21 protein-coding genes are annotated in these 25866 nt (G+C 61.5%); all 21 read right to left on the bottom strand.

Features of this window, described 5'->3' with window-relative positions:
- Nucleotides 1–49 precede the first annotated feature (49 nt).
- The gene (gene fliJ, locus LOY45_RS07620) at nucleotides 50–502 is read right to left on the bottom strand and encodes a flagellar export protein FliJ (protein ID WP_115088078.1); all 453 of its coding nucleotides are present in this window, start codon (nucleotides 500–502) and stop codon (nucleotides 50–52) included.
- 6 nt (nucleotides 503–508) lie between these two features.
- Nucleotides 509–1873 carry a flagellar protein export ATPase FliI gene (gene fliI / locus LOY45_RS07615; protein WP_093385605.1) on the bottom strand — a complete coding sequence of 455 codons (1365 nt, stop codon included), beginning with the start codon at nucleotides 1871–1873 and terminating at the stop codon, nucleotides 509–511.
- Nucleotides 1863–2624 carry a flagellar assembly protein FliH gene (gene fliH / locus LOY45_RS07610; protein WP_258578924.1) on the bottom strand — a complete coding sequence of 254 codons (762 nt, stop codon included), beginning with the start codon at nucleotides 2622–2624 and terminating at the stop codon, nucleotides 1863–1865. The genes fliI and fliH overlap by 11 nt, the downstream gene beginning before the upstream one ends.
- Nucleotides 2625–2708: 84 nt before the next feature.
- Nucleotides 2709–3728 (bottom strand): flagellar motor switch protein FliG, encoded by a 1020-nt coding sequence (fliG, locus tag LOY45_RS07605; protein WP_045189054.1) that lies wholly within the window; start codon nucleotides 3726–3728, stop codon nucleotides 2709–2711.
- Nucleotides 3721–5502 carry a flagellar basal-body MS-ring/collar protein FliF gene (fliF, locus tag LOY45_RS07600; RefSeq protein ID WP_115088079.1) on the bottom strand — a complete coding sequence of 594 codons (1782 nt, stop codon included), beginning with the start codon at nucleotides 5500–5502 and terminating at the stop codon, nucleotides 3721–3723. The genes fliG and fliF overlap by 8 nt, the downstream gene beginning before the upstream one ends.
- 15 nt (nucleotides 5503–5517) lie before the next feature.
- The gene (gene fliE / locus LOY45_RS07595; protein ID WP_115088080.1) at nucleotides 5518–5844 is read right to left on the bottom strand and encodes a flagellar hook-basal body complex protein FliE; all 327 of its coding nucleotides are present in this window, start codon (nucleotides 5842–5844) and stop codon (nucleotides 5518–5520) included.
- Between the two features lie 120 nt (nucleotides 5845–5964).
- Entirely contained in the window at nucleotides 5965–7341 is a 1377-nt protein-coding gene (locus tag LOY45_RS07590; RefSeq protein WP_115088081.1) for a sigma-54-dependent transcriptional regulator, read from the bottom strand.
- A complete protein-coding gene (locus LOY45_RS07585; protein ID WP_115088082.1) occupies nucleotides 7341–8552 on the bottom strand; it encodes a sensor histidine kinase in 1212 nt (403 codons plus the stop codon). The genes LOY45_RS07590 and LOY45_RS07585 overlap by 1 nt, the downstream gene beginning before the upstream one ends.
- A 204-nt stretch (nucleotides 8553–8756) precedes the next feature.
- Nucleotides 8757–10232 carry a transcriptional regulator FleQ gene (fleQ, locus tag LOY45_RS07580; RefSeq protein WP_258578923.1) on the bottom strand — a complete coding sequence of 492 codons (1476 nt, stop codon included), beginning with the start codon at nucleotides 10230–10232 and terminating at the stop codon, nucleotides 8757–8759.
- 170 nt (nucleotides 10233–10402) lie between these two features.
- Nucleotides 10403–10699 (bottom strand): flagellar protein FliT, encoded by a 297-nt coding sequence (gene fliT, locus LOY45_RS07575; protein WP_115088084.1) that lies wholly within the window; start codon nucleotides 10697–10699, stop codon nucleotides 10403–10405.
- A gap of 9 nt (nucleotides 10700–10708) precedes the next feature.
- Nucleotides 10709–11104, bottom strand: a complete 396-nt coding sequence (gene fliS, locus LOY45_RS07570) for a flagellar export chaperone FliS (protein WP_115088085.1) — start codon at nucleotides 11102–11104, stop codon at nucleotides 10709–10711.
- Nucleotides 11105–11237: 133 nt separating this feature from the next.
- Nucleotides 11238–12644: a flagellar filament capping protein FliD gene (fliD, locus tag LOY45_RS07565; protein WP_115088086.1), complete on the bottom strand. Its 1407-nt coding sequence runs from the start codon at nucleotides 12642–12644 to the stop codon at nucleotides 11238–11240.
- A 71-nt stretch (nucleotides 12645–12715) separates the two neighbouring features.
- Nucleotides 12716–13081 carry a flagellar protein FlaG gene (locus LOY45_RS07560; protein ID WP_115088087.1) on the bottom strand — a complete coding sequence of 122 codons (366 nt, stop codon included), beginning with the start codon at nucleotides 13079–13081 and terminating at the stop codon, nucleotides 12716–12718.
- Nucleotides 13082–13152: 71 nt separating this feature from the next.
- Nucleotides 13153–14001 (bottom strand): flagellin domain-containing protein, encoded by an 849-nt coding sequence (locus LOY45_RS07555; RefSeq protein ID WP_258578922.1) that lies wholly within the window; start codon nucleotides 13999–14001, stop codon nucleotides 13153–13155.
- A gap of 256 nt (nucleotides 14002–14257) precedes the next feature.
- Complete coding sequence (locus LOY45_RS07550; RefSeq protein WP_258578921.1) at nucleotides 14258–15187, bottom strand: ketoacyl-ACP synthase III; 930 nt, start codon at nucleotides 15185–15187, stop codon at nucleotides 14258–14260.
- Between the two features lie 256 nt (nucleotides 15188–15443).
- A complete protein-coding gene (locus tag LOY45_RS07545) occupies nucleotides 15444–18980 on the bottom strand; it encodes a glycosyltransferase family 2 protein (protein ID WP_258578920.1) in 3537 nt (1178 codons plus the stop codon).
- Nucleotides 18981–19021: 41 nt separating this feature from the next.
- Nucleotides 19022–20185 (bottom strand): dTDP-4-amino-4,6-dideoxygalactose transaminase, encoded by a 1164-nt coding sequence (gene rffA / locus LOY45_RS07540; RefSeq protein WP_258578919.1) that lies wholly within the window; start codon nucleotides 20183–20185, stop codon nucleotides 19022–19024.
- A gap of 31 nt (nucleotides 20186–20216) precedes the next feature.
- Entirely contained in the window at nucleotides 20217–21593 is a 1377-nt protein-coding gene (locus tag LOY45_RS07535; protein ID WP_258578918.1) for an NAD(P)/FAD-dependent oxidoreductase, read from the bottom strand.
- 37 nt (nucleotides 21594–21630) lie between these two features.
- Complete coding sequence (locus tag LOY45_RS07530) at nucleotides 21631–22275, bottom strand: class I SAM-dependent methyltransferase (protein WP_258578917.1); 645 nt, start codon at nucleotides 22273–22275, stop codon at nucleotides 21631–21633.
- A complete protein-coding gene (locus LOY45_RS07525) occupies nucleotides 22272–22970 on the bottom strand; it encodes a WbqC family protein (protein ID WP_258578916.1) in 699 nt (232 codons plus the stop codon). Before LOY45_RS07525 ends, LOY45_RS07530 begins: the two co-directional genes overlap by 4 nt.
- Nucleotides 22971–23039: 69 nt before the next feature.
- A complete protein-coding gene (locus tag LOY45_RS07520) occupies nucleotides 23040–25838 on the bottom strand; it encodes a glycosyltransferase family protein (RefSeq protein WP_258578915.1) in 2799 nt (932 codons plus the stop codon).
- Nucleotides 25839–25866 lie beyond the last annotated feature (28 nt).

Raw genomic sequence — 25866 nt, 5'->3', positions numbered from 1 at the left:
TTTAGCAGCCCCGCCCCCCACCGGCAAGCCCTGCCGATCAACGCACGGATCAGTAGCGGTCGTGGCGCGGCAGGCGCTGGGACAACTCGTCGAGCAGCTTCTGCTCGCGCTTGTCTTCAAGCATTCGCGCCTCGTCGATGTAACGCTGCACCAGCTTGCGCAAGCCTTCGACCCGGGCGTAGGCCTGTTGCCAGGTGCTCCGGGCGTTTTTCAGGTTGTTCTGGTGCCAGGCCAGGCTCTGGCGCTGCTGGGTCATGGCCGTTTCGAGCTGACCGAGAAAGCTCTGGTAGTTGACCAGCCAGCTACCGGACACGCCCTGCGCACCACGATTGATCCACTGCAACTGGTAGTCGGCGCGAAAGCGGTCGAGCTCGCCGAGCTTGGCCTGGGCCATGCTCACCTGCTGCTGGAACTGCCCAAGGCGCTGGGCGGCCTGGCGTTCGGCGTTCTCCGCCATCTCCACCACCGGCGCCAGACGCGCGGCACGGCTTGGCTGGGCCATGATCTATCAGCCGCCTGCCGCAGGCAGGGGGGCGAACACGCCAGCCAGGTGCTCGCGACTCTGCTGCATGCCGACGTTGTCGTTCAGACCCTGGCGCAGGAAATGCACCAGACGCGGCTGCAGGGTGATGGCCAGGTCAGTTTCGGCATCGCCACCGGCCACATAGGCGCCGACGCTGATCAGGTCGCGGCTCTGCGACAGGCGCGACCACAGCTGCTTGAACTGCTGCGCTTCGGTCATCTGCTCGGGGCTGACCACTTGCGGCATGACCCGGCTGATGGAAGCCTCGATGTCGATGGCCGGGTAATGCCCCTCCTCGGCCAGGCGCCGGGACAGCACGATGTGGCCGTCCAGCACACCCCGCGCCGAGTCGGCGATCGGGTCCTGTTGGTCGTCGCCCTCGGACAGCACGGTATAGAACGCGGTGATCGAGCCACCCCCGGCCTCGCCATTACCGGCGCGCTCCACCAGCTTGGGTAGCTTGGCGAACACCGACGGCGGATAACCCTTGGTGGCTGGCGGCTCGCCGATGGCCAGGGCAATTTCCCGCTGGGCCTGGGCGAAACGGGTCAGCGAATCCATCAGCAACAGGACGTTCTTGCCCTTGTCGCGGAAGTACTCGGCAATGCGCGTGCAGTACATCGCGGCGCGCAAGCGCATCAGCGGCGCATCGTCAGCGGGCGATGCCACTACCACCGAGCGCTTGAGCCCTTCTTCGCCAAGAATATGCTCGATGAACTCCTTGACCTCACGGCCCCGCTCACCGATCAGGCCGACGACAATGATGTCCGCTTCGGTGAAGCGGGTCATCATGCCCAACAGCACACTCTTGCCGACGCCGGTACCGGCGAACAGGCCCAGACGCTGGCCGCGGCCGACCGTCAACAAACCGTTGATGCTGCGAATACCCACATCCAGCGGCTGGCTGATCGGGTCGCGGTTGAGCGGGTTGATGGTCGGGCCGTCCATCGGCACCCAGTCCTCGGCCTTCATCCCGCCTTTGCCATCCAGGGCACGACCGGCGCCATCGAGCACCCGCCCGAGCATGCTCATGCCCATCGGCAGGCGGCCGCTGTCCGCCAGCGGCACCACGCGGGCACCGGGAGCGATGCCGGCCACGCTGCCGACCGGCATGAGGAACACCTTGCCGCCAGCAAAGCCCATGACTTCAGCCTCGACCCGCACCGGGTGATAGCTGTCGTCATTGATCACCACGCAACGGCTGCCGACCGCCGCGCGCAGGCCTTCGGCTTCGAGGGTCAGGCCGACCATGCGCAGCAGGCGGCCTTCTACCACCGGCTGGGAGGGTAAATTGACGGCATCGGCGTAAGCCCCCAGACGCTTGCCGAAGCTGGTTCGCTCAAGGCGCATCGGGGCTGTCCAGGTCGACCTGCAAGTCCGGCGCCGCCGGGTGCAGGCCTTGGTCGTGGAGCTGATCGAAGAGCTGCGTCATGGCCTTTTCGATACGGGTTTCCATGCTCGCGTCGATGCGGCTGTGATCGGTTTCGATGCGACAGCCGCCCGGCAGCAGGGCTTCGTCTTCGAGCAGCTTCCAGCGCTCTTCGTGACGCTCGCGCAGGGCCTTGACCAGCTCGAAGTCCTGCGGATTGATATGGATACGGATGTTCTCGGCGCCCATTGGCAGCAGCTTCAGGGCTTCACGCAGCACCTGGGCGATCTGGCTGGAATCGCTGCGCAGTTCGCGACCGATAACCTCGCGGGCGATATGCCCGACCAGGTGCACCACGGCTTTTTCGATCTGGCTGTCCTGCTCGGCGATAGGCTCGAGCAGATGCCCCATGAGCTGTTCGAGGCCGGCCAGCTTGGCGCTGAGGGCCTCTTCGGCTTCCTGGCGGACCTTGAGCTGGGTGCTGTGAAAGCCCTCGCGCTCGCCGGTGGCAAAACCTTCGTTGTAGGCTTCCTGGCGGATGCTTTCGAGTTCTTCGAGGGTCAGTGGCTGGACTTCTTCCAGCGGCACTTCTTCGATTTCGTCCTGAACCGCTTCGGGCTCGGGCTCGGGTTCCGACTCAGGCTCGGGGTCGAAACTGGGCAATGCCCAGCGATCGAAGCCATCGACGTCGTTGGCGCGAATCAGCTCACTGAGGTGCTCGTTGGTTGACATGATTTCACGCACTCATAAAGCATCGCGGGGCAAGCCCGCTCCTACAGGACCTCTGTGGGAGCGGGCTTGCCCCGCGATAAGGTCTTAGATCATCTCTTCGCCGCCCTTGCCACCGAGGACGATTTCCCCGGCTTCGGCCATACGGCGGGCGATGGTGAGAATTTCCTTTTGCGCCGTCTCGACGTCGCTGACGCGCACCGGGCCCTTGGCTTCGAGGTCGTCGCGCAGCAGCTCGGAAGCACGCTTGGACATGTTCTTGAAGATCTTCTCCTTGACCTTCTCGTCGGCGCCCTTGAGCGACACCACCAGCACGTCGGAAGAGACTTCGCGCAGCAGCGCCTGGATACCGCGGTCGTCGACGTCGGCCAGGTTGTTGAAGACGAACATCAGGTCTTCGATCTGCTCGGAGAGGTCGCCGTCGATGTCGCGGATCGCGTCCATCAGCTGGCCTTCGACGGAGCTATCGAGGAAGTTCATGATGTCCGCAGCCCGCTTGATGCCACCCAGGGTGGTGCGCGCGGCATTGGAGTTGCCCGAGAACTGCTTCTCGAGGATCTGGTTCAGTTCCTTGAGTGCGGCCGGTTGTACGGTGTTGAGCGACGAGACGCGCAGGATGATATCCAGGCGCACCTTGTGGTCGAAGTTGCCCAGTACTTCACCGGCCTGGTCCGGATCCAGGTATGCCACGACGATGGCCTGGATCTGCGGGTGCTCGTAGCGGATGACGTCGGCCACCGCGCGCGGCTCCATCCACTTGAGGCTGTCCAGGCCGCTGGTGTTGCCACCGAGCAGGATGCGGTCGATCAGGCCGTTGGCCTTGTCCTCGCCCAGGGCCTGGGTAAGCATCTTGCGGATATAGCCGTCGGAGCCGACACCCAGGCTGGTCTGGTCGCCGACGATCTCGACGAACTCGCTCATCACCTGCTCGACCTGCTCGCGATGGACGTTGCCCATCTGCGCCATGGCCACGCCGACCCGCTGCACTTCCTTGGGCCCCATGTGCCGCAGTACCTGCGCGGCATCGGTTTCACCCAGTGACAGCAGCAAGATCGCTGCCTTGTCGACACGGGTCAGTTTGGCGGTAAGGGCTCGGTTATCACTCATCGGCGTTGATCCACTCTTTCACGACCTGGGCCACACGACCCGGGTCTTCGGCCACCAGGCTCTTGATTGCATTGAGCTGTGCGTCATAACCCTCGCTCGGGCTTGGCAGCAGAATGCTTTGCGGACCACCCAGGCTGACGCGGTCGTTGGCCAGTTCGCCATCCAGACCGAGCATGCCGCCCAGTTCCATGTCGCCATCGGCACCGGCGCCTTGCTTGCCATTGCCGGTGATGTTGTTGAGGACCGGACGCAGCACGCCGAACACCAGGACCAGGATGAACAGCACGCCCATGACCTGCTTGATGATGTCCCAGAACCACGGCTGCGAGTAGAACGGTATTTCGGTGATCACTTCACCACGGTCGGCGGCGAACGGCACGTTGATCACACTGACGCTGTCGCCACGGCTGGCATCGAAGCCCACCGCGTCCTGCACCAGACGGGTAAAGCGCGCCAGGTCTTCGGCGGCCCATGGCGTGCGGGCGGCATCGCCGGTGGCCGGGTCGACCTTGAGCTGGTCATCGACCACGACCGCCACCGACAGGCGGGTCAGACGACCTTGCTGCTGACGGGTATGGCTGATGGAGCGGTCCAGTTCGAAGTTCTTGGTCGATTGCTGACGCTTGTCGGCCGGGTACGGGGCAAGCATCGGCTGGCCGGTGGCCGGATCCATGATCTGCTGACCGTTGGCGTCGAGCAGCGGCTGGCCGGGCTGAATGGCGCTGGCAGCGGTTTGCGTGCCACCGGTGGTCTGCGGCGCCGAGGCCGGGCCGGGCGGCTGGTTGCTCAGGGCACCTGGCACGCCTTGCGGGCCCATGCTGCTGGAGCGTTGTTCGTTGACCGACTGCTCGCTGCGCAGCGCTGGCTGGTCCGGATTGAACTGCTCGGAGGTCGACTCAACGGCACTGAAGTCCAGGTCTGCAGAGACTTCAGCCTTGTAGCGGTCGTTGCCCAGTACCGGTTGGAGGATGTTGTGCACACGCTGGGTGAGCAGGCCTTCCATACGGCGGCTGTAGTCGAACTGCTTGCCGGCCATGGTCAGCTCGGAGTTCTCGACCTGGTCGGAGAGCAGGTTGCCCTTCTGGTCGACCACGGTGACCTGGGACTTGTTCAGTTCCGGCACGCTGGTCGCCACCAGGTTGACGATGGCCATCACCTGACCGGCTTCCAGGGCGCGGCCCGGGTACAGCTCGACCAGTACCGAGGCACTTGGCTTGCGCTCGTCGCGGACGAACACCGAGCTCTTCGGGATCGCCAGGTGCACCCGGGCACCCTTGACGTTGTTGAGGCTGGAGATGGTCCGCGCCAGCTCACCTTCCAGGCCACGACGGTAACGAGTGGCTTCCATGAACTGGCTGGTGCCCAGGCCCTGCTCCTTGTCGAGGATCTCGAAACCGACATTGCCATCGCTCGGTGCCACGCCGGCGGCTGCCAGCTTCAGGCGGGCACGGGAAATATCGTCGGCCTTGACCAGCAAGGCGCCGGAATTGGGTTCGACGTTGTAGGGGATGTCGGCAGCGGCCAGGGTCTCCATGACCTGCTTGGTGTCCATGCCGGCCAGGCTGCCATACAGCGGCCGGTAGTCCGGTTGCTGCGACCACAGCACCACGGCAAAGCCGATGGCTACGCTCGCGGCCAGACCGACCAGCAGGCCGACCTGACGCAGCATGGGCATCTGCGAGATGTTTTCCAGGAACGACATGCCGAACAACGGCGGCTTGGGCGCTGCCCCGCTGCTTTTCGCGGGCACGTTATCGACGACTGCTTCGGCCATGACTCAATCTCGCCCTTATACCGGCATCTGCATGATGTCTTGATAGGCCTGCACCAGCTTGTTGCGCACCTGGGACAAGGCCTGGAACGACACAGTGGCTTTCTGCGAAGCGATCATCACGTCGGTGAGGTCAACGCCGCTTTTACCAATCTCGAAAGCGTTGGCCAGCTGCGAGGAAGCCTGCTGGGTGTCGCTGACCTTGTTGATGGCCTGCCCCAGCATGTCGGCAAAATTGCTCGAACCGAGCTCAGGCGCAGCGGCAGCCTTCGGCATCGACATGGCGTCCATTTGCATGGCCCGCATGTCCAACATCAATCGATTAAATTCAACACCTTGGCTCATGGACTTCTCTCTCCGACGGCCCGCATTTTTTTGACACTCACGCAGCGGATAGGCAGGACATAGCAACAAGAGTGCCAGCTCTGCCCGCGGCCCGAACAAAAACTCTAATTCAACACCCTGTCAGCTCGCGTACAGGCTAGCCTCGACGTCCATGCCGGCATCGCGCATCTGCGCCAGCTTGTAACGCAGGGTGCGTGGGCTGATACCCAGGCGCTCGGCGGCTTCCTTGCGGCGGCCGCGTTCGGCACGCAGAGTGTCGATGATCATCTGGAATTCATGGCGGCGCATGTCATCACCCAGCCCGCCTGCGGCCTCGGCCTCGATCGGCGCAACCGCGGCGACCGGCGCTGCGGCGAATACCGGCAAGGCACCGGCAAGACAGAAATCCGCCGCTTCGATCACCCCGCCCTGCTGCAGGATCAAGGCGCGCTGGATGGCGTTGTCCAGCTCGCGCACGTTGCCCGGCCAGGCGTAACCCTGCAGACAGGCCTGAGCCTCAGGCGACAGGCGAACGGGGGCGTGCTTCATTTTATTGACGTGGCGCGCCAGCAAGCGTTCGGCCAGCGGCAGAATATCGGCGCTGCGTTCGCGCAGCGGCGCCCATGCCAGCGGGAACACCGACAGGCGATAGAACAGGTCTTCACGGAACCGCCCCGCAGCCACTTCACCGGCCAGGTCACGGTTGGTGGTGGCAACCACGCGAATGTCCAGGGCAATCGGCTTGCGCCCACCGACCCGCTCCACTTCACGTTCCTGCAGCACCCGCAGCAGCTTGGCCTGCAGACCCAGGGGCATTTCGGAAATCTCGTCGAGCAGCAAGGTGCCGCCATCGGCCTGCTCGAACTTGCCGGCCTGGGCAGCAATGGCCCCCGTAAACGAGCCCTTCTCGTGACCGAACAGCGTGGCCTCGAGCATGTTGTCCGGGATCGCCGCACAGTTGATCGCCACGAACGGCTGCTCGGCGCGCAGCGACTGCTGGTGAATGTAGCGCGCCAGCACCTCTTTGCCGGTGCCGGACTCGCCCGAGATCAGCACGGTCGAATCGCTTCGCGCCACCCGCGCAGCCAACTCCAGCAACTGCGCACTGGCAGGCTCGCGCGCCACCGGCCCCTCGCCTTCGCCAGCGCCGGCCACACCCAGGGCGTGACGCGCCACCAGTTCGAGCAGGGCCTTGGGCTCAAATGGCTTGACCAGGTAATCGGCCGCGCCCTGGCGCATGGCCTCGACCGCACGCTCGACGGCGGCATGCGCGGTCATCAGCAACACCGGCAGCTGCGGCTGGCGCGCGCGCAGCAGGGTCAGCAACTGATGGCCATCCATACCCGGCATGTTCACATCGCTGACCACCAGGCTGAACGCCTCGCCAGCGACCACTTCCAGTGCTTCTTCGGCCGAACCCACGGCCTGATAGGCAAAGCCGCCCAGCTCCAGGGTATCGGCCAGTGCCTGCCTCAGGGCGCGGTCATCTTCGACCAGCAGCACCTTGATTGCTTTCATTACTCTGTCTCCGCCTGCTGCGCACCGATCAGCGGCAGGCTGATCCGTGCACAGGTGCCACGACCGGGTCGCGAACGTAATTGCAAACTGCCCTGGTGGGCCCTGGCCACCGCCTTGACCACCGCCAGGCCCAAGCCGGTACCGGTGGCCTTGGTGGTCAGGAACGGCTCGCCCAGGCGCGCCAGCAAGGCACTGTCGATACCGGTGCCGGCATCGCTGATGCACAGGTGCAGGACCTGCTCACGCCGGTACAGGTGAACCTTGAGCCGCGCCGGCTCGCCACTGGCCTGCAGGGCGTTTTCGATCAGGTTGAGCATGGCGCCGACCAGGGTGTCGCGGTTGCACAGCAACTCGCCCAGGTGACTGTCGCACTGCCAGCGCACCGCATGCCCCTGGACATGAGTCTGCGCGGCCTGCTGCAGTGCCTGGAACAGGGCCTTGGGCGTCAGCCGGTCAGTCAGCGGCAACTCGCCGCGGGCAAACACCAGCATGTCGCGCACCTGATGCTCCAGCTCGTGCAGGCGCTCCTTGAGGTTGCTGGCAAAGCGTTGCTGGGTTTCTACCGGCAGGCTCTGCTCGGCCAGGTGACTGGCATAGAGCATGGCCGCCGACAAGGGCGTGCGAATCTGGTGGGCCAGGGAGGCAACCATGCGCCCCAGCGAGGACAAGCGCTCGTGGCGGGCCAGCTGGTCCTGCAGGTGACGGGTTTCGGTCAGGTCATTAAGCAGTACCAACTGCCCGGGCTCGGCATCCAGCGAGCGCGTGGCAATCGACAGGCGCCGGCCATCACGCAGCGACACCTCGTGGCCGTCATCCTCGCGCGGAGCGAAGCTGCGAGCGATCACCTCACGCCACAGCTCACCCTCCAACGGCTCGCCAAGCAGGTCGCAGGCAGCGGGATTGGCCTCACGCACGCGGCCCTGGCCATCGATGACAATGACCCCGCCGGGCAACAGGTCAAGCAGGTTCTGCAGACGGTTGGCCAGGCGCTCCTTCTCGGCCAGCTCGGCCATGCGCTGGGCACTGACCACCGCCAGCTCGCCCTTGAGCTCGGTGACCCGGGCTTCGAGCAGGCTGTAGGACTCACTGAGCTGGGTGGACACCTGATCGAACATGGCAAAAGCCTGTTCAAGACCAAGGCGGCTTTCCTGCTCGGCGGCGTTTGGCCCCTTCGGCTCAGGGACACAGGAGATGGTAGCGACCTGGGGCATCGTGCTCTCTCGCGTGACTGACCGTCATAAAACGGTGTGGAGCCTGCGATATAGCAATAGCCGTGCCGGATAGTTTCAGAAGGACGCTTACTGGAGCTGCAGAGAACTGGCAAAGGCCGCCAGGACGGGCGTTACAGCCCTTTGAAAGATAGGGTTATTCGCCATGATGGGCCCATTGCGCTGCCCATCATGGCGACACAGGCGTCAATCCTCCGCCTGTTCATCCCCTTCGCGCCGGCTCATGCCGTACTTGCGCATCTTCTCCACCAGGGTGGTGCGGCGGATGCGCAGGCGCTCGGCGGCGCGAGCGACGATACCGTTGGCGTCATCCAGCGCCTGCTGGATCAAGCCTTGCTCCAGACCACCGAGGTAGTCCTTGAGGTCCAGGCCTTCGGGCGGCAGCATGGCGTGGTTGGCGAAGTTCGGCGTATGGCCATTGATGGCCACGCGCTCTTCGAGGTCCGAGCGCAGGCTGTCGACCAGTTGCTCGTCTTCGTCATCGACGTAGCGGAATTTCTTCGGCAGCTCGGAGACGCCGATTACCCCGTAGGGATGCATGATCGCCATGCGCTCGACCAGGTTGGCCAGCTCGCGGACGTTACCCGGCCAGCCGTGACGGCACAGCGACATGATCGCGGCCGAGTTGAAGCGGATCGAGCCGCGCTTCTCGTGCTCCATGCGCGAGATCAGCTCGTTCATCAGCAGCGGGATGTCCTCGACGCGCTCGCGCAGCGGGGCCATCTCGATGGGGAATACATTGAGGCGGTAGTACAGGTCTTCACGGAAAGTGCCCACCTCGATCATGCTTTCGAGGTTCTTGTGGGTCGCGGCGATGATGCGCACATCGATGCTCTGGGTCTTGTTGCTGCCGACCCGCTCGAACGTGCGCTCCTGCAGCACGCGCAGCAGCTTGACCTGCATCGGCAACGGCATGTCGCCGATTTCGTCGAGGAACAGGGTACCGCCATTGGCCAGCTCGAAACGCCCGGCGCGGCTGGTAATGGCCCCGGTAAAGGCGCCCTTCTCATGACCGAACAGTTCGCTTTCAAGCAGCTCGGCCGGAATGGCCCCGCAATTGACCGGCACGAACGGCGCTTCGCGGCGCTTGGAGTGGTAATGCAGGTTACGCGCGACCACTTCCTTGCCAGTGCCCGATTCGCCGAGGATCAGCACGCTGGCGTCGGTGTCGGCCACCTGCTGCATCATCTGCCGCACGTGCTGAATGGCGCGGCTGGTGCCGACCAGGCTGCGGAACAGGTTCGGTTCGCGCTGGCGTCCACGCTCGCGGGCCTGGTCGTACATCTCGCGATAGACCTGGGCACGGTGCAGCGAATCGAGCAACTTGCTGTAGCTCGGCGGCATCTCGAGGCTGGAGAGCACGCGACGGCGCAGGTCGTCCGGCAGCTCGGCAGAAGAAATTTCGCCCAAAAGCAGAACCGGAAGGAACTCATCCCACCCAGCCACTGTCTTAAGCAAGCCCATCAGACTTGCCGGAGCATTCACGGTCCCGATCAGGACACAGAGTACTTCACGACTGGATGACAACGACTCGACAACCTGCTGCCAGTCATGGCTCGAGCAGGGCAGATTTTCTTCGCCAAGAAAATTCAACACCACCGCCAGATCACGGCGGCGAGCGCTATCGTCATCGATCAGGAGAATTTTGGTTTCACGCCACATGCAATAACAACTTCCCTAGTCATCTCGGCGCCCTTGTAAGGGCAAGCTCGACATCATTCCGACTGAACGGTCAGTGTTCGGACGTCTGAAATTAGAAAACAGCCACTAGTTAAGTCAAAAAACCGTACATAGTCAAATTTATGGCGCACTGCTTTTGGTTTTGCCCAGTTTCAGCTGAACAAATGGTATACCTTTGCCGCGTTTTTCGCTTGCCGGATCTGCGACATCTCATCGACTATTGTTTGACGCTCGCCACTTGCAACCTCAATTAATTCCCTGTAGACGCCCAGAAGCTCCTCGAGCTTGCTGCGCAGTGTCGCCTCGTCGACCGTCGCTTCGACCAGCACATCGTCCACGCACAGGCGGCAGCTGACGTCGAGTTCGCTGATCGCCTCCCAGTCACGGCTGGCCAAGGCACCCAGCAGTGCCTCGCGGGTTTGTTCGATACGTTCGAGCACGACACTCATTGCAATCTCCTAGGCATCGGTGAGCTGATCGCCGATCGCGTCCCAGCCTTCCTTGACGGTAATCAGCAGACGCGCCACCTCGTTGAGGATCTCCGGGTCATTCTGCACGTTCGCTTCGACCAGGCGCTTGCTCATGTACGAATACAGGTTATCCAGGTCGGTCAGCGAGTCAGCATGGTTTTCCAGGTCCAGGCCTTCGCGCAAACCGCCAACGATACCGATCGCCTTGCCTATCAGGATGCCGCGCTGGGCCACGTCGTTGCGCGCCATGGCGCCCTTGGCCTGGGCAATTCGATCAAGACCACCCTGCATCAACATCTGCACCAGACGGTGCGGGCTGGCCACGGAGGTCTGGGCCACGCCGTTGACTTTCTGGTACTGCCGAAGGGCCAACATCGGATTCATGCTCTACCTCGTCACCGCAAAAAAGGTTTCGTATACCGCTTGTATCGCCCGCGCGTCAAAAAACTTTAGCGCGGCCAGCAAAAAGCCCGGAGTCCCCTTACGGGTACTGCCGGGCTTCTGGCACATCGGTCGATCAGGAATTCTTCTGCTGCGCCTCGATCGAGGCGAACATCGAAACGATGTTCTTGCGTTCCGCCTCGAGCTTGCCGACCAGGGTATCCATGGCCACGTAGCGCTTGGTCAGGGATTCGGTCAGCGATTTGATGCGCCGATCAAGGGCCAGCTGCTGATCACTCAGATCCTTTTGCAGCCTGTCCAGGCCAGCCTTGCGGGAATCGAGGATACCGCCGGTCTGCAAGTACGGTTCGACAGCCTTTTTCATGTTCGCAAACACGCCATCGGTGCCGGTGAACAGCTCCTGCACGTCAGGACCGAGCTTTTTATCCTTCATCGCCGCGTCGTACTTGGCGGAGTTGAACTCCAGGGTACCGTCCTTGGCCGTGTTGATACCCAACTGACTGAGCGTGGTCAGGCGACCACTCCCCGACGGGGTAGACAGCTGCTTGCGCAGGTCGGACAGCAGCGAGCGGGTGGTCGGATCGTTGGTCAGCGGCCCGAGCACGGTCTTGCCGTCTGCGTCCTTGGACACCGACGTCAGGGCATTGGCAGCCTTGACCAGGGTATTGTAGGCGTCAACAAAAGCCTTGACCGACGTCTTCAGGCCTTCGGTATTTTCACCAACAGTAACCTTGATAGCCTTGGTCTTATCAGTTCCGGTGGCCTGGAGCAGCTCCAGACTCATACCACTGATCGCACCATCAACGGTGTTGCTCTTGCTAGTAACTGGCAGACCATCGATGGTCAGCTTGGCGCTCTGGGCAACGCCGTCGATATAACCGGCACCGTTACCCGCCATCGGGGCAGTGCCGTTGATCTTCAGCTCGGCAATGCCATCGACCGAGATATCGGTACCCTCACCGGTCTTGGTCGAACTGAACACCAGGCGCGAGCCGTCCTTACCGTTGACGATGTTGGCACTGATGCCTTTCTCGGCCAGCGAGGTATTAATGGAGTCGCGCACCGTCTGCAGAGTCGCACCCGGGCCAACCTTCACGGTATGGGTCACGCCATCCTGGGTGATGGTCAGGTCACCTTCAGGTATCGACGTGCTGGCACCGCCGGTAAAGTTCTGACTGGCCACCTTGGACGAGGTGGCGAGATTTTCGACCAGGACCGAGTAGGTGCCGGGTACAGCAGTATTGTTCGAGGTCGCCTTGACCGTGGCGTCGCTACTGGAGGTCGCGGTATAGGCGTTGAAGGACGGAGCCTTCGGATCGTTGAGCTTTTTCATCGCTTCCTGGTACACAGAAAGCGCACTCTTGAGCGACGCTACCCCGGAAAGCATGGCCGTGTTGTTGGCGGTCTGGCGCTTGATCTGGTTCGCCTTGGGATCGGTATCCGCCTTGACGAGCACATCAACGATCTTGTTGATGTCTACCCCGGAACCCAGACCGATACTCGGTAAAATTGTACTCGCCATTGCTACTCCCTCATGGTTACGCGCCGCCCTAGCCTTGCCAGACTAGCGAACTTGCGGTTCAGCCGCCAACTTCAGGCCTTGGCATTGAACAGCAGGCTGTTTACATCGCTCAGACTGTGAGCGATCTTCAACGCCTCTTCCGAAGGAAGTTGGCGGATCAGCTCTCCGGTCTCACTGGCGATGACTTTTACTACAATTCGGCCGGATTCTTCATCCGTGGAAAACTCAAGGTTACGTCGCGATGATGCAAGGAACTTCTCGATATCCTTGACCGCGCTCTTCACCTTCTCTGCTTCGGACAGCCCCTTGTCGGCAGTATCCTTGGCCGGCGTGATGGCTTCAACAGCCGCTACGGGCTTCGCCGCAGGGCGTTCGGTGGTCGCTTCGACCGGCTTCACCGTCGGGTACGACAGGTTCAGCTTGACGCTCATATCCATGTCACCACCTCTCAATGCAAAAGGCGGAGGAGCGCCATAGATGCACTCCCCCGCCGACAACTACCAGGTGATTAGCCCAGCAGCTTCAGTACCGCCGACGGCAGTTGGTTGGCCTGGGCCAGAACCGAAGTCGAAGCTTGTTGCAGGGTTTGCTGCTTGGTCATCTGAGCAGTTTCAGCGGCGAAGTCGGTATCTTGTACGCGGCTACGAGCAGCTTCGGCGTTCTCGTTGATGTTTTGCAGGTTGTTGATGGTGCTGGTCATACGGTTTTGTACAGCACCCAGCGCAGCGCGGGAGTCACCGATGGTGCCGATAGCCTTGTCGATTGCAACCATGGCAGCCGAGAAGTTGGTTTCGGCAGTGGCGCTGTCGCTACCGGCGATGGTGATGGCGGTGGTGATACCCAGGTCGCTGGCCAGGAACTTGCCGCTCAGGTCGATCGTGATCTGGTTTTGGGAACCAGTGTTGGAACCGACCTGGAAGGTCATGACGCTAGCCGAACCGTCCAGCAGGTTCTTGCCGTTCAGCTGGGTGGACTGGGCGATACGAGTCAGTTCCGCACCCAGTTGCTTGAACTCGCCATCCAGCGAGGTACGGTTAGTCGAGTCGTTCGAGTCGTTTCGCGACTGTTGAGCCAGTTCACGCATACGCTGCAGGATGTTGACCTGCTCTTGCATCGCGCCTTCAGCGGTCTGGGCGATCGAGATACCGTCGTTGGCGTTTTTGATTGCCATGGTCTGACCGCGGATTTGCGAGGTCATACGGGTAGCGATCTGCAGGCCGGCGGCGTCGTCTTTGGCGCTGTTGATTTTCAGGCCGGAGGACAGACGGCTCATCGAGGTGCTCAGAGCGTCGGAAGCGCGGTTCAGGTTCTTCTGAACGCCCAGGGAGGTAGTGTTGGTGTTAACGGTTAATGCCATGACGAATTCCTCGTGTTTGGGATACTGCGGCTTCCGGCCCTGGCATCCGCCGGGTGTGGCCTAGAGAACCTTCGTAATAGTTATCGTCGTCTGGCGCGGTTGCTTTAGGGCTTTTTAGAAATTTTTTAATGGCACCCTGCCACCCCAATGAAATCAAGGGTTTGACGCCAGAAAAACCACTTTCACACCAACGGCAGGCATAAAAAAAGCGCCACCGGTGCAACCGGCAGCGCTTTTTAAACGGCAAGGCTCTATCTCAATCCTTGCATTCGATGATCGCCGACCCCCAGGACAGGCCAACACCAAAACCACTGAGGGCGACGCGCTTGTGCTGAGAACCGAGCACGTGTTTTTCCAGCAGCAGCGGAATGCTCGACGACACGGTATTACCGGTCTCGACCATGTCCTTGACGAACTTGTCCGGGTCATCCTCGAAGCGCCGGGCGACTGCATCGACAATCGCCGCACTGCCCTGATGGATGCAGAACAGATCGATATCCGCCGGTGCCAACTGGCTTTCGCCCAACAGCTCGTGCAGGTGCGCCGGCACCTTGAGCAAGGCAAAGTTGAAGACCTGACGACCGTTCATGAAGAACACCCCGTCACTGACCTTCAGGTGCGCAGCGCCGCCACCGTCGGTACCGAACTTGGCCTTGCCCAATTGCCAGTGGGCGCCCTCGCCCATCCAGGTGACGGTAGCGGCATCACCGAACAGCATGGTGGTGTTGCGATCTTCCGGGTCGACGATCTTCGAATACGGGTCAGCGGTGATCAGCAGGCCGTTTTTCAGCCCCGCCGCTTCCATGAAGCCTTTCATGGCATACAGGCCATAGACATAGCCCGAGCAGCCCAGGGAAATATCGAAGGCAGCCACGTGGGTCGGCAGGCCCAGCTTGTCCTGGACGATGGCGGCAGTGTGCGGCAAACCTTCTTCGTCGCCGTTCTGGGTAACGACGATCAGGGCGTCGATGGACTCAGGCACCAGGCTCGGATTGGCAGCGAACAGGGCCTTTACCGCCTCCACACACAGGTCGGAGGTTTCCTGGCCTGCATCCTTGCGCGGCAAAAAGGTCGAACCGATCTTGCCGAGAATGAATTCCTGGTCCTTGGCGAATTTCGCACCCTGGGCGTAATTGTCAACGCCCTCGACAGGTACGTAACTCGCAATGCTTTTGATGCCAATCATTGTGGCTTCCCGATAGATATGCGGATTTTCACGGGCACTGGAACCTGGTAACCAAGGGCTTGCGAGCCTGCGCGCACCCCGCCCGCCAGTACCGCCCGACGACTCAATAGATTAAAGATGCCCGTTTCGACTGCCAAGTCACTGTTGGACAAAGATTACCCATTATAATCGTCAGCCGTTACCGCTACAGCGGATCGCCAGGCGGGCTGCGCCTGCGATACAGCGATCACAGGCGCAGGTTGGCGTTATCGCAGGATCAACCCGGCAGCCAGGCGTTGCGCCACTGCTGCAGGTGCTCGCCTTCAAGCAGCCAACCGTGATGCACCGCGGCCCTGAGCTCGGCGCCCAGGCGCTGGGCGGCGTCGCGATCGGCCAGGTGCATGCGAATGGCCTGCAACCAGTCTTGCAAGGTGTTGCTTACCAGGGTCACTGGCAAGTCATTGCAACCCTGGTAGCAGCGTACGTCGCTGGCAATCACCGGGAAACCGCAGGCGCCGTACTCCAGCAGGCGCAGGTTGCTCTTGCATTCGTTGTACAAACCCTGGGCCATTGGCGCCAGGGCCAGGTCCAGATCCAGGCTTGCCAGCTTCGCCGGATAACGCGCCAGCGGCACGTCGACATGGAACTCGCGCACAAAGGGGCGCAAGGCGGCCGGGCAACTGCCCAGAAACACCCAGTCCACTTCCGTGGCCAGCGCCTTGACCAGTTCGCTGATCAGTTCCAGCTCTTCGATCCGCTCAACCCCACCCGCCCAACCGACACGCGGCTTGGTGCCCATCCGCCGTTGCCCTTGCAAGTCGCGCCACCAGGCACCGGGCAAACGATTCTCGACGATGCGAATATCATCATGCAGCCCGGCGAAGACCTCGGCCAGCGCCGGTGTCGAGACCAGCAGGCGGTCGGCATAGCCCAGGCCTTGCTGCAAGCTGGCGAACAGATCCTCGGGCATCTGCCGACGCAACGCGCTCTGCGCGGGCAGCTCGGGAAGATAGGCATCCAGCTCGAAGACCTTGAAGGCGCTGGAGAAGGCCTGCATCCGCCGCATGGCCTGCAGGCTCTGCGCATCGAGGGGGCGCTGGAGTACGATGGTGTCCGGCGCGTAACGATGAAGATCGGCAACCTGCAGCAGGTTTGCCGACAGCGCACCATCGATCAACCCCGCAGCCTTCATCGCGGCAAATGGCTGGATTACCCGCTGCTGACCGCTGCCCTGCAAGTCGGCATTGTGCGCCAGCACCACCGGCAACGGACGCCAGCTGTGCAGCGGGCGCCAGGACAGCGCCGGCTCGACTGGAACAAAGCCGCCCTGATGCTGCAGGGACAGATTGGCGTTGTACGCCGGGTCGCTGGCAAGCACCGGCAACCAGCGAGCGTACAGTGCATCCTCCTCCTCGACAGTCGCTGGCGTTGTTGTCTGGGGTGCCATCAGCATTTGCACATGGGGTGTCCAGACATTCAGGTAGCCCGCTTGCTGCAGCTTCAGGCACAAATCGACATCGATCCAGCGCATCAGCAGCGGCTCTTGATCGAAACCACCCGCCTCGAGAAACAGCTCTCGGCGCAGCATCAGGCATTCGCCGCTGAGCGCGGCATAATTCTGATCGACCAGCAGCCGCTGCAGGTAGCCGGCATCCTGGTGGGCACTGCCTTCGAAGGCGCGACCGACTGGGCCACATAAACCGAGCACTAGCCCGGCGTGGTGAATCTTGCCTTCGGCCGACAACAACTTGGCGCCTACCGCACCGACCTCCGGACGCTGAGCATGATTGAGTAGTTGCTCAAGCCAGCCTTTGCCCAAAATGCCCGCCGCCGGGTCCAGCCACAACAGGAAGTCGCCGCGGGCCTCGCGGGCCGCCTCGTTGTACAGCACGGCCCTGGCTTGACCGGAGGCAAAGCGCAGCACCCGCAACTGCTCGCCGCCCAACTGCTCGACACCTGCCAGCCATTGGCGGGTTTGGCCGTCTGCGCAGCCCGGATCCAACAGCAGTACTTCGTAGTGCGGGTAGTCCGTGTTGGCCAGCAACGCATCCAGGCAACGCTGGAACAGCTCCAGCGACCCTTCGAGCAGGATCACGATGCTCACCGATGCTTGCTGGGCATGCCCGTAGTCAATCCGGTAGTGGCCAGGCAAATGCGCCGCCACTTGCGCCTGCAGGTAACCACGCGCGTGCAGGTGGCGTTCGATCACTGCGCGCTCGTCAGGGCAATCAACCAGGCTCGGTGCATCACAAACCAGCAGCGGCTCGCTGACATGTCCGATGCAGGCCAGGCCACGTTCTTCAATCAGGCGCAACTGGTAGTGCAGCTCGAATGCACGGCCGCAACTGCTATCAAACCCACCCAGCTCAACAAACATGTCGCGGCGCAGCAACCAGTGCTTCGACAATCCGGCCGGACAACTGAGCAGCAAGTCAAGGTTTAGGTCCGAACGCAGCGAGACGCCTTGCGCACCTTCATTCAAGCGCATGGCTTCGTCGGCATAGAGCGCCAGGCAATCGGCGGGGGCGCCGAGCAGATCCAGGGCAACCATCAACAGCCCGGCAGGCGTGAATTCGACCCCCGCCTCGACCATCATCAACCAGTCGGCGCTGCTCTGCGCTGCCAACTGATTGATCGCCTGGGCAGCAGCGTGAGCGTCCACCACTTCGACCTGCAGATTGCTGTAAAGCAAAGTATCGGCGGCCAGGCTGGCGAGCGTGCGCTGCAGCAACTCGGCGCGGCTGCCATCATCGATCACCAGCACGGCAAAGCGTGGCGAAGGGTTGGCGGCCAGGCGCTCGATCATCAGCGCAAGTTGCTGCGGGTCCGGATAACGCGCCTGCAACCAGTGGTTCATGGCCAGATGCTGGGCGCGTGCCTTGTCCCGTGCGGCTGCCTGGGTTTTTTCGATAAACACATCCAGTTGCCGCCAGAATGGTGCCGTCACTTCAACGTAGCGCTGAAATGCGCCCTTGACTGCCAGGCGCGCATGGTCCACGGCATCGGGTTGATCAAGCATGGCAAAGCCGGTGCCACTGCCTACAAAGCAGGTGTCCAGGAACTTCTGGTCGATCCCGTAGCCTGGCATGAATATCACCGGGCAGCCGCACAACAGCGCCATCACACAGGTCATTGACCATTCATAGGTGTAAAGGATATCTGCCGACTTCAGCACCTGTGCAAGCTCCGCCAGGGTCAGGGGCGTGGCCATGCTGAGCAGGCGAATGCCTTCGGGCAGCTGCGAATAGTCCACCTGCTCCAGCGGGTGGCGGTTCTGATAGAGGTAAGCACCTTGCCGTGGTTGCGACGCGTCGGGCGGACAGAACAAAGCGATGTCGATAATCGGCAGATTGAGCACATCGCCATCAGGCTCGCCGCTGTCCACAGCAATCATGGCCCCCGAATAGAACATCAGGTCGTCCGGACCTGGCTGCATGCCTTTGCCAGTCAGAAAGCCTTCGAAGTTGAGCAGCAGGCGTGCACTCACCGGGCACTTGAGCGGTGCACCGACCGCCACTTCGGGATACACGGCGATTGGCATCTTGCCGGCGCTGCGATGACGAAGCTCGGTCTGCGTATCGAGCTTTGGCGTCCTGAGGTCAGGGTTGAGCGCCTCGGCCCCGCATACGTAAGCCTCGCGCCCACTGAGGTTGAGGATGTGACACAGGTAATGAAGCGTGGCAACGCCCGATGAGGTCTCGCGGTAATCGGGCGCCAGTATGTAATAGGGATGCTCAGGCTTGGCGAACATCAACTGCAAGCGGGACATCGCCTGCTCAAGCAGCCGAGGGTCGATCTGCGGGGCATTCGACATCGTGGTAACTCCAGTATTCAATGAAACACCGACGTCGTGGTTCAGGCCACTGAACGTGAACTGTCGGCGGTAAAAAACGCGGTGATGATTGCGCAGACCTGAGCCACCTGCGGTGCCTGCATGTCGGAATACAGGGGCAAGCGCACCAGCCTATGGGAAATGTCCGTGGTGACCGGCAGTTCGCCGTGGGCACGGGAATAGCGCAGACCCGCCGGTGAATCATGCAATGGCACGTAGTGGAAAACCGCGTGCACCCCCTGCTCGCGCAAATGCGCGATCAACGCTGTGCGCTGTGCTTCGCTGCGGCACAGCAGATAAAAGATGTGCGCGTTTTCCGGTTTACCGTCCTGGGTGCCCGGCAACGTCAGGCAGCCGTCGATTTCCAGCGGCCGCAGCGCGGCAAAATATTGCTCATACAGGTCACGCCGATGAGCGTTGATGGTTTCGCCATGTTCGAGCTGGGCGTACAGGAACGCCGCGGTGAGCTCGCTGGGCAAGAATGAAGAGCCGACATCTACCCATGTGTACTTGCTCACCTCTCCCCGGGCGAACGCCTTGCGGTTGGTGCCCTTCTGCCAGATGATCTCCGCCCGCTCGATCAGGCGTGGGTCGTTGATCAGCAACGCCCCGCCCTCGCCACTGATGACGTTCTTGGTCTCATGAAAGCTCAGGCAGCCCAGGTGACCAATGGTGCCCAGCGCGCGATGCTTGTCACGCGCCAGGATCGCCTGGGCGGCATCCTCGATGAGAAACAGGCCACGGGCATCACAGATGCGCTTGAGTGCATCCATGTCGCAGGGTTGGCCAGCATAGTGCACCGCCACCACCGCCTTGGTTTTCTCGGTGATGGCGGCCTCGACCAGGCGCTCATCGAGGTTCAGGGTATCCTCGCGAATGTCGACGAACACCGGTACAGCACCACGCAAGACGAAGGCATTGGCCGTGGAGACAAAGGTGAAGGAAGGCATGATCACTTCATCCCCTGGCCCGACATCGGCAAGGATTGCCGCCATTTCCAGGGCCGCGGTACAGGAGTGGGTGAGCAACGCCTTGGGGCACCCCAGATGGTGTTCAAGCCACTTGTGGCACTGCTCGGTAAACTGCCCGTCACCGGCCAGGGAGCCATTCATGACCGCCTGGGCAATGTAGAACAGCTCTTTGCCGACCACGAACGGTTTACCGAATGGGATCTTCTGATTACTCACGTTACTCACTCCAACCTGCAAGCCGCTCGGCTCAGGCAAAATCTGCCAGCGACAAATACCCACCGATCAGTGCGTCGATGAAATCGACCTGCACGGCCTGGCTCACGTTGTTTTTCTCGAAGAAATCCAGCGCCCGGCGGTAGTAGTAAGCCTCGATGGCCTGGTCGGCATCGGTATGCCCGGCATCAAAGCCATGCTGGGACAATGCCGAGCACTTGACCGCCGCGTACTTGCGCGCGCACGCCTCGATCGACACATCGAGGAAGGCACTGCGCTGTGGCGAGGTGTACTGGAAGTACTCCTGGGCCGGGGCAGACAACGGTTGATCGAGCAGCAAGGCACTGAGATGTTCGGCCAGCCACGGTGCAAAATGGTAGCCGTCACGACGGGTGCCCGAGGCAATGAAGGTGTTGTCGTTCAGGCGCCCGATCACCGGGTAGCCGTCCAGGCTTACCGGACGATAACCGAAGTTGTAGCGCACGAAACCGCTGGCACGGTGTTGATGATTGACCTGGTTGATCGCACCGTTGATCAGCGCCGCGACCGATTCAGCGCGCGGCACCTCCTCGTCCAGAGTGGTGATCAGGTTGGTGGCGCCGACCACGAACAGGTCGTCCTGGTACGGCGCGTGATAGATGCCGCAAGCACCACCGCGGTTGGGCGTACGCACGACGTAGCGGCCCTTGATGCCCGGATTCTTCAGCACGATGGTCGCACCGACGCCGTTGATGACCTTGATGCAGGCCTCTTCCCACAGGCGAGTGGCGGAGCTGCCGTTGGCCAGCACCACGCGATCACCCTGCAGAACACTGCCGTCTTCGAGCCTGACGCCTTGAGTGCGTCCGCCCTCCTTGAGCAAGCTGGTCACCTTGCCATCAACAAAGCGCACACCGCGCGCTTCAAGGCTTGCCTGCAACGCATGGACAACACCGTCCGGGTTGACCACGCCTTCGCGGGGCAGGAACAAGGCGTTGCGGCTGCGGTACTCGGAACCGGGGGCATAGGAGGTTTCTATGCTCGGCTCGACAGCTTCGAACGGCTCGTCGAACTCCTTCAGGTATCCCTTGATCGCATCGTACGCAGCATCTTCATAAGCGTTGGATGCGTTGTTGTTGAGCAGAATGGTGCCCAACCGATAAAACTCGGACGGGATGCCAAACTCTTCGACGAAGCCGCCCCAAAGGCGCGCGGATGCCTGGCTCAACTCGAACTTCAGGCGATCACGGGGATGCTTGAGGGCATCGGGCTCCAGTTCCGCGAAGGAGTTGAGCATTGCCGCCGCCGCCATCGAGGCGCTGTTCGGGCGCCCGGACGGCCCCACCACCACGATCTGTTCGGCGGCCACTTTGCGCGACAGGCCGGCAGCAATTGCCAGGCCGACCATGCCATTGCCAACAATTAGAAACATCGTCCGTAACCTCAGAGAAATTTGAATCGTTCAGGCACTACGCCGGCTTGCGCACCAGTAAAGTGAACTCATACAGACCATAGTCATGCAGCAGCGCCACTTGCCCGGAGAAAGCCCTTTTGCAGTAGTCAAAGTAGAAGCACGGATCGCCGTAGTACAAGTAATCACGCATGTACTCCAGGTCCGAATAACTGGTCAGGCAGTTGAATGAAAAGCCCTTGCGACTGCAGGCATTCATCGACTCGAGAACCGTGCGGATATAGGCCTCCCAGTCCTCGCGCGCTGTGGCCTGGCAAACATTGAAAATGCCACTGGCAAGCGAGTAGTCGGCAACGCGCGAACAGGTTTCAGCTACTTCGAACCGCGCATTAGGCGCGGTGCCATGCTCTTTGTCGGCCGCTTCGATCATTGCCGCCGACAAATCGAAACCATAGTAATCAACGCTCAATGCCTGTTGTTTGATGTACGACAGTAACGCGCCGTATCCACAACCGATGTCATTGAGGCTGAAACCCTGCTCGCGCGCCTCTGGCGGGACGATCTTGAGCAACTGCTCGAAACGCAGGTGCTGCGACTCGCTACCGTTCCAGTCCACCCCTTGGGCAGTGGCGCCAAAGTCCCTGACCTTGGACGAGTAGTAACTGTTGACCTCCTGCAGGATCGATTCAACTCCACGGCTCATGGCTGGCGCTCCAGGAAACTGGCAGCCTGCGGACCGGTGTTGAGCAGCAGGTCAACCACACTGACGCCGTGCTGGAACTCGCCAAACAGCTGCGGGTACCGAGGGTAACCGTCGTAGTTCATGTACGAGACCGACAGCCCCTCACGGGCAAAGGCCTCTTCATCGAGATAACACTGCGCCGCCGGCCCCGACAGGTACTCATTGGCCTCCAGCGACAGGCACAACTCGATCAGGCGCTCGTTCTTGCCCTGGGCCTGGCCAAGGTCTTCGGAGCGGTAAAGTGGCGTGTCGATCTGCAGCATCCGGCATATCTCGGAGATGAACAGGAAGTTGATGTCCGAGAGCAATGTCAATTTCTCGGCTCGTTCGAACAGTCCTTGCATTTCCGGGGCCATCTTTTCGAAACAGGCCGCGCGCCGATAACTCATTTCGATGCACTTCCAGTGCTGGCGGCTCCAGTCGGGTGAACTGACTTCCACCTCGTTGATCAGCTGCGTGTAACGCCCCTTGTTTTTCACCGGGATCGACAGCCAGTGCTCGCCTTGCGCAGTCTTGATCTTGTTGCGATTGCGCCAGTCGCGACGGGTGAACTGCACGTCGTCGTAGAGCACAAACGCATCAACACTGCGAATCAGGTCAAAGTAACCTTTCCAAGGAATGTAATTTGACTGCACCACAGCCACTTTCTTATGCATCATCGCCTCTTCAAACTACCCAATCGCAACGAAAAAGCCGGGCTTCACACCCGGCTTTCGTTTTGCCTGCTACTTGAGATCAGCCAGCCAGTCGAGCTCGAGCGGTGCCCCTTGCCCTCGTGACCGGGAGACGTCCACTGCGGTGGCGACATCGACGATTGCCCGCGCACTGAAGGCCGACGGCCAGCGCGTAACCAGGGCCTGCAACGCCTGGTCATCAATCTGCGGTACCGCTGCGTTGAGCAGCTCTGCCTGCGGCGTCCAGATCACCAACAAGCCCGCTTGCGCCGCTTTCAAGCACAAGTCGATGCCCGTGGCATCCATGGTCTCGAGCCCGGCGCATTGCTCGAACAGCTCTTTGCTCAGCATCAGGCAATCGTCAGACACCGCCTGGCAGCTGCGTACCGTCGCCAGCCCCAACGCCGACGCTGTCTCGCGGGAAGCGCCCTGCCAGGCATTGCGCACCTGCCCATTGCCGTGCAATTCATAACCGGCATGACTGATCAGACCGTCACGGTCATACATCTGGCAACCGACAACACCGACCTCGGGGCGCTGCGCCTGATTGAGCATCGCTTCAATCCAGGCCGGCGACGCCACTTCACTGCGACTGGACATCAGCACCAGGTACTGGCCCTGGGCCTGGATTGCCGCTTCGTTGATCATATCGGCGCGCAGCGCCGACTCGCTGGCAAACAACCGGACCCGCGAGCCAAGCCCCTGTACCGTGGCCAGACCTGCCGAGATCGGCTCGGCATTGGCCGCCTCGCAGACCACGATCACTTCGTAGCGTGCATAACGGGTACGCTGGACGATGCTTGCCAGACTGACCTTGAGTTGCTCAAGATCCGAATCGGCTGACAGCAGAATGCTCACCTGCGGCGTCTGCGGGTGACGGAAGTCGACCTGGAAAACACCGCCGGCACTTTCGTTGACCTGCCCGCGGTAGCCGAGCTGGTTCAAATGACGCTTGAGCGTGGTCAAGGCGTCAGCGGCCAGTGCCTCGGACGCTTGCTGACCGATCACCAGGTATTCATCCAGGTGAGCCATGCCGCCGATGCCGCTGTGCTCAACCAGGCGCAGCAGCAGGTCAAACTCGAGTGCGTGAGCACTGGTTTCGCTGTACCCACCAAGGTCAACGACATTCTGCCGGCGAACCAACCAGTGCCGCGACATCAGGTCAGGGCAGCTGCGCAGCAGGTCCAGGTTACAGCCAGGACGCACGACACTGAGCAGGCGACCATCACTGTCACGCTGAATTTCATTGGCACAGATGGCCTGGCACGCCTGCGCCCCGGCCAACTCTACCTGTAAGCGCAGCAGACCACCTGGAACCAGCACATCGCCAGCCTGCATCAACATCACCCACTCACTGGGCAGCTGGCGCACGACCTGGTTGAGATGGGCAACCAGGTTGGCCTGGGTGACCTTGATGAAATGCAAGGTATCCTTGGCCGTGGTAATGGCAGGCAGGTTGCCGGCCTTGAGCACCACCACCTTGAAGTTGCGCAGACCGCTGCCTACCAGGCTGTCGAAAGTGCTCTGCAGCGCGGCATCGCTGTCGTCCAGATCGAGGACGATGAACGCCATCTGTGGCGATGGCGTCTTGTCCAGGTGGTCGAGGATGCGATTGCGTGCAACAGCATCGGGGGTGGCCGCGGCAATGGCCTCCAGCACTTTGCCCGACGGCGTGTCAGCCAGCAGCGAGGCAACCGTTACCGCTTGCACAGCCTCAAGCTGTTCGCGCCAAATCGTCAGGTCCCGCGACTGAGCCAGCTCTTGCACACCCAGGGCGCCCACCAGGCGCTGACACACCTGCACATTGAACACACCCAGTTCGAAAGCCTCCCAGTAGCGGGCCTTGAGGCTATCGGCACTGTCGTTGGCATGCACAGTCAACAATGCCTGCTGACGTACCCAGGTACCTTCCAGCGCGCGGCTTTGCACCTGGCCGGCCGGCCAGGCGTGAACCAGAAACTCGATCGAACGCAACTGACCGAACACAGTGGCGTTGTAGTAAGGCATCTCGACGAATTGTTTCGGCTCGAACGTCAGCTGCGGCTCGGCCGACACGCTGTTCCAGCGCGAAGTCAGCAGCAACGGCGCTTCACTGCGCTCGTGCGTGTTGCGTACGAACGCATTGAGCACTTCGAAGCCCTTGGCATCGGCAAACACCGCGGCCTGTCCGCCATCCCATTGCTTGATCTGGCGAACGATGTGGGTCAATTGCTCTTCGCGACCGGCTGAAGATATTTCCCAGGGACGGTATTCGACCACCACGCTGGTTTGCGCCAGCAGGCTGCCAGCGCCTTTGGCCAGCAAGCCGTAGGAAACCGCCGCGCACCAGCCTTCGAACGACAAGCCTGCAGGTACACTGGCCACCACCGTTTTCAAAGCCTCGACCCTGACTACCGACCGCCATGCCTGCAAGCCGTACTCAGCATGCAAGGCGATACGCCCCAGGGCGCTATTGGCCTGTTGCCGGGACTTGGGCGCGGTGCCGAGCTTATAGTAGGTCACTTCGTTGTTGCCCGGCTGATAACCCAGGGAGTACCCCTGAGCCATCAGGCAATCAACGTCCGCATGCAAGGCCCGCACTGCTGCGGCAATGCCTTCGGCCAGGAGAAAATCGCACTCGAGGGTCAATACCGCAAACGGGGTCTCGACCTGGTTCAGGGCCTGCAACAATTGCTCGGACCAAGCGCTTCCCGATACTGCCGCCGAAGGCGCTGCGAGTGTCTGCAGGTGCGCGAAGCGCGCCTGATAATAATGGGCGGCACGCCCTGTGTAGCCAGGGTCTTCCTGGCCGAGTAAGACGACGGTGACGTCATCCAGCCGTGCCGCACAACCGATTGCTTGTTCGCCCATAGCGCACCTAATTCTCATGTTGTTCTGT

Origin of the sequence: Pseudomonas wadenswilerensis, assembly GCF_024749185.1 — a bacterium.
Classification (GTDB): domain Bacteria; phylum Pseudomonadota; class Gammaproteobacteria; order Pseudomonadales; family Pseudomonadaceae; genus Aquipseudomonas; species Aquipseudomonas wadenswilerensis.
This window is presented reverse-complemented; position numbering and strand designations above follow the sequence as displayed.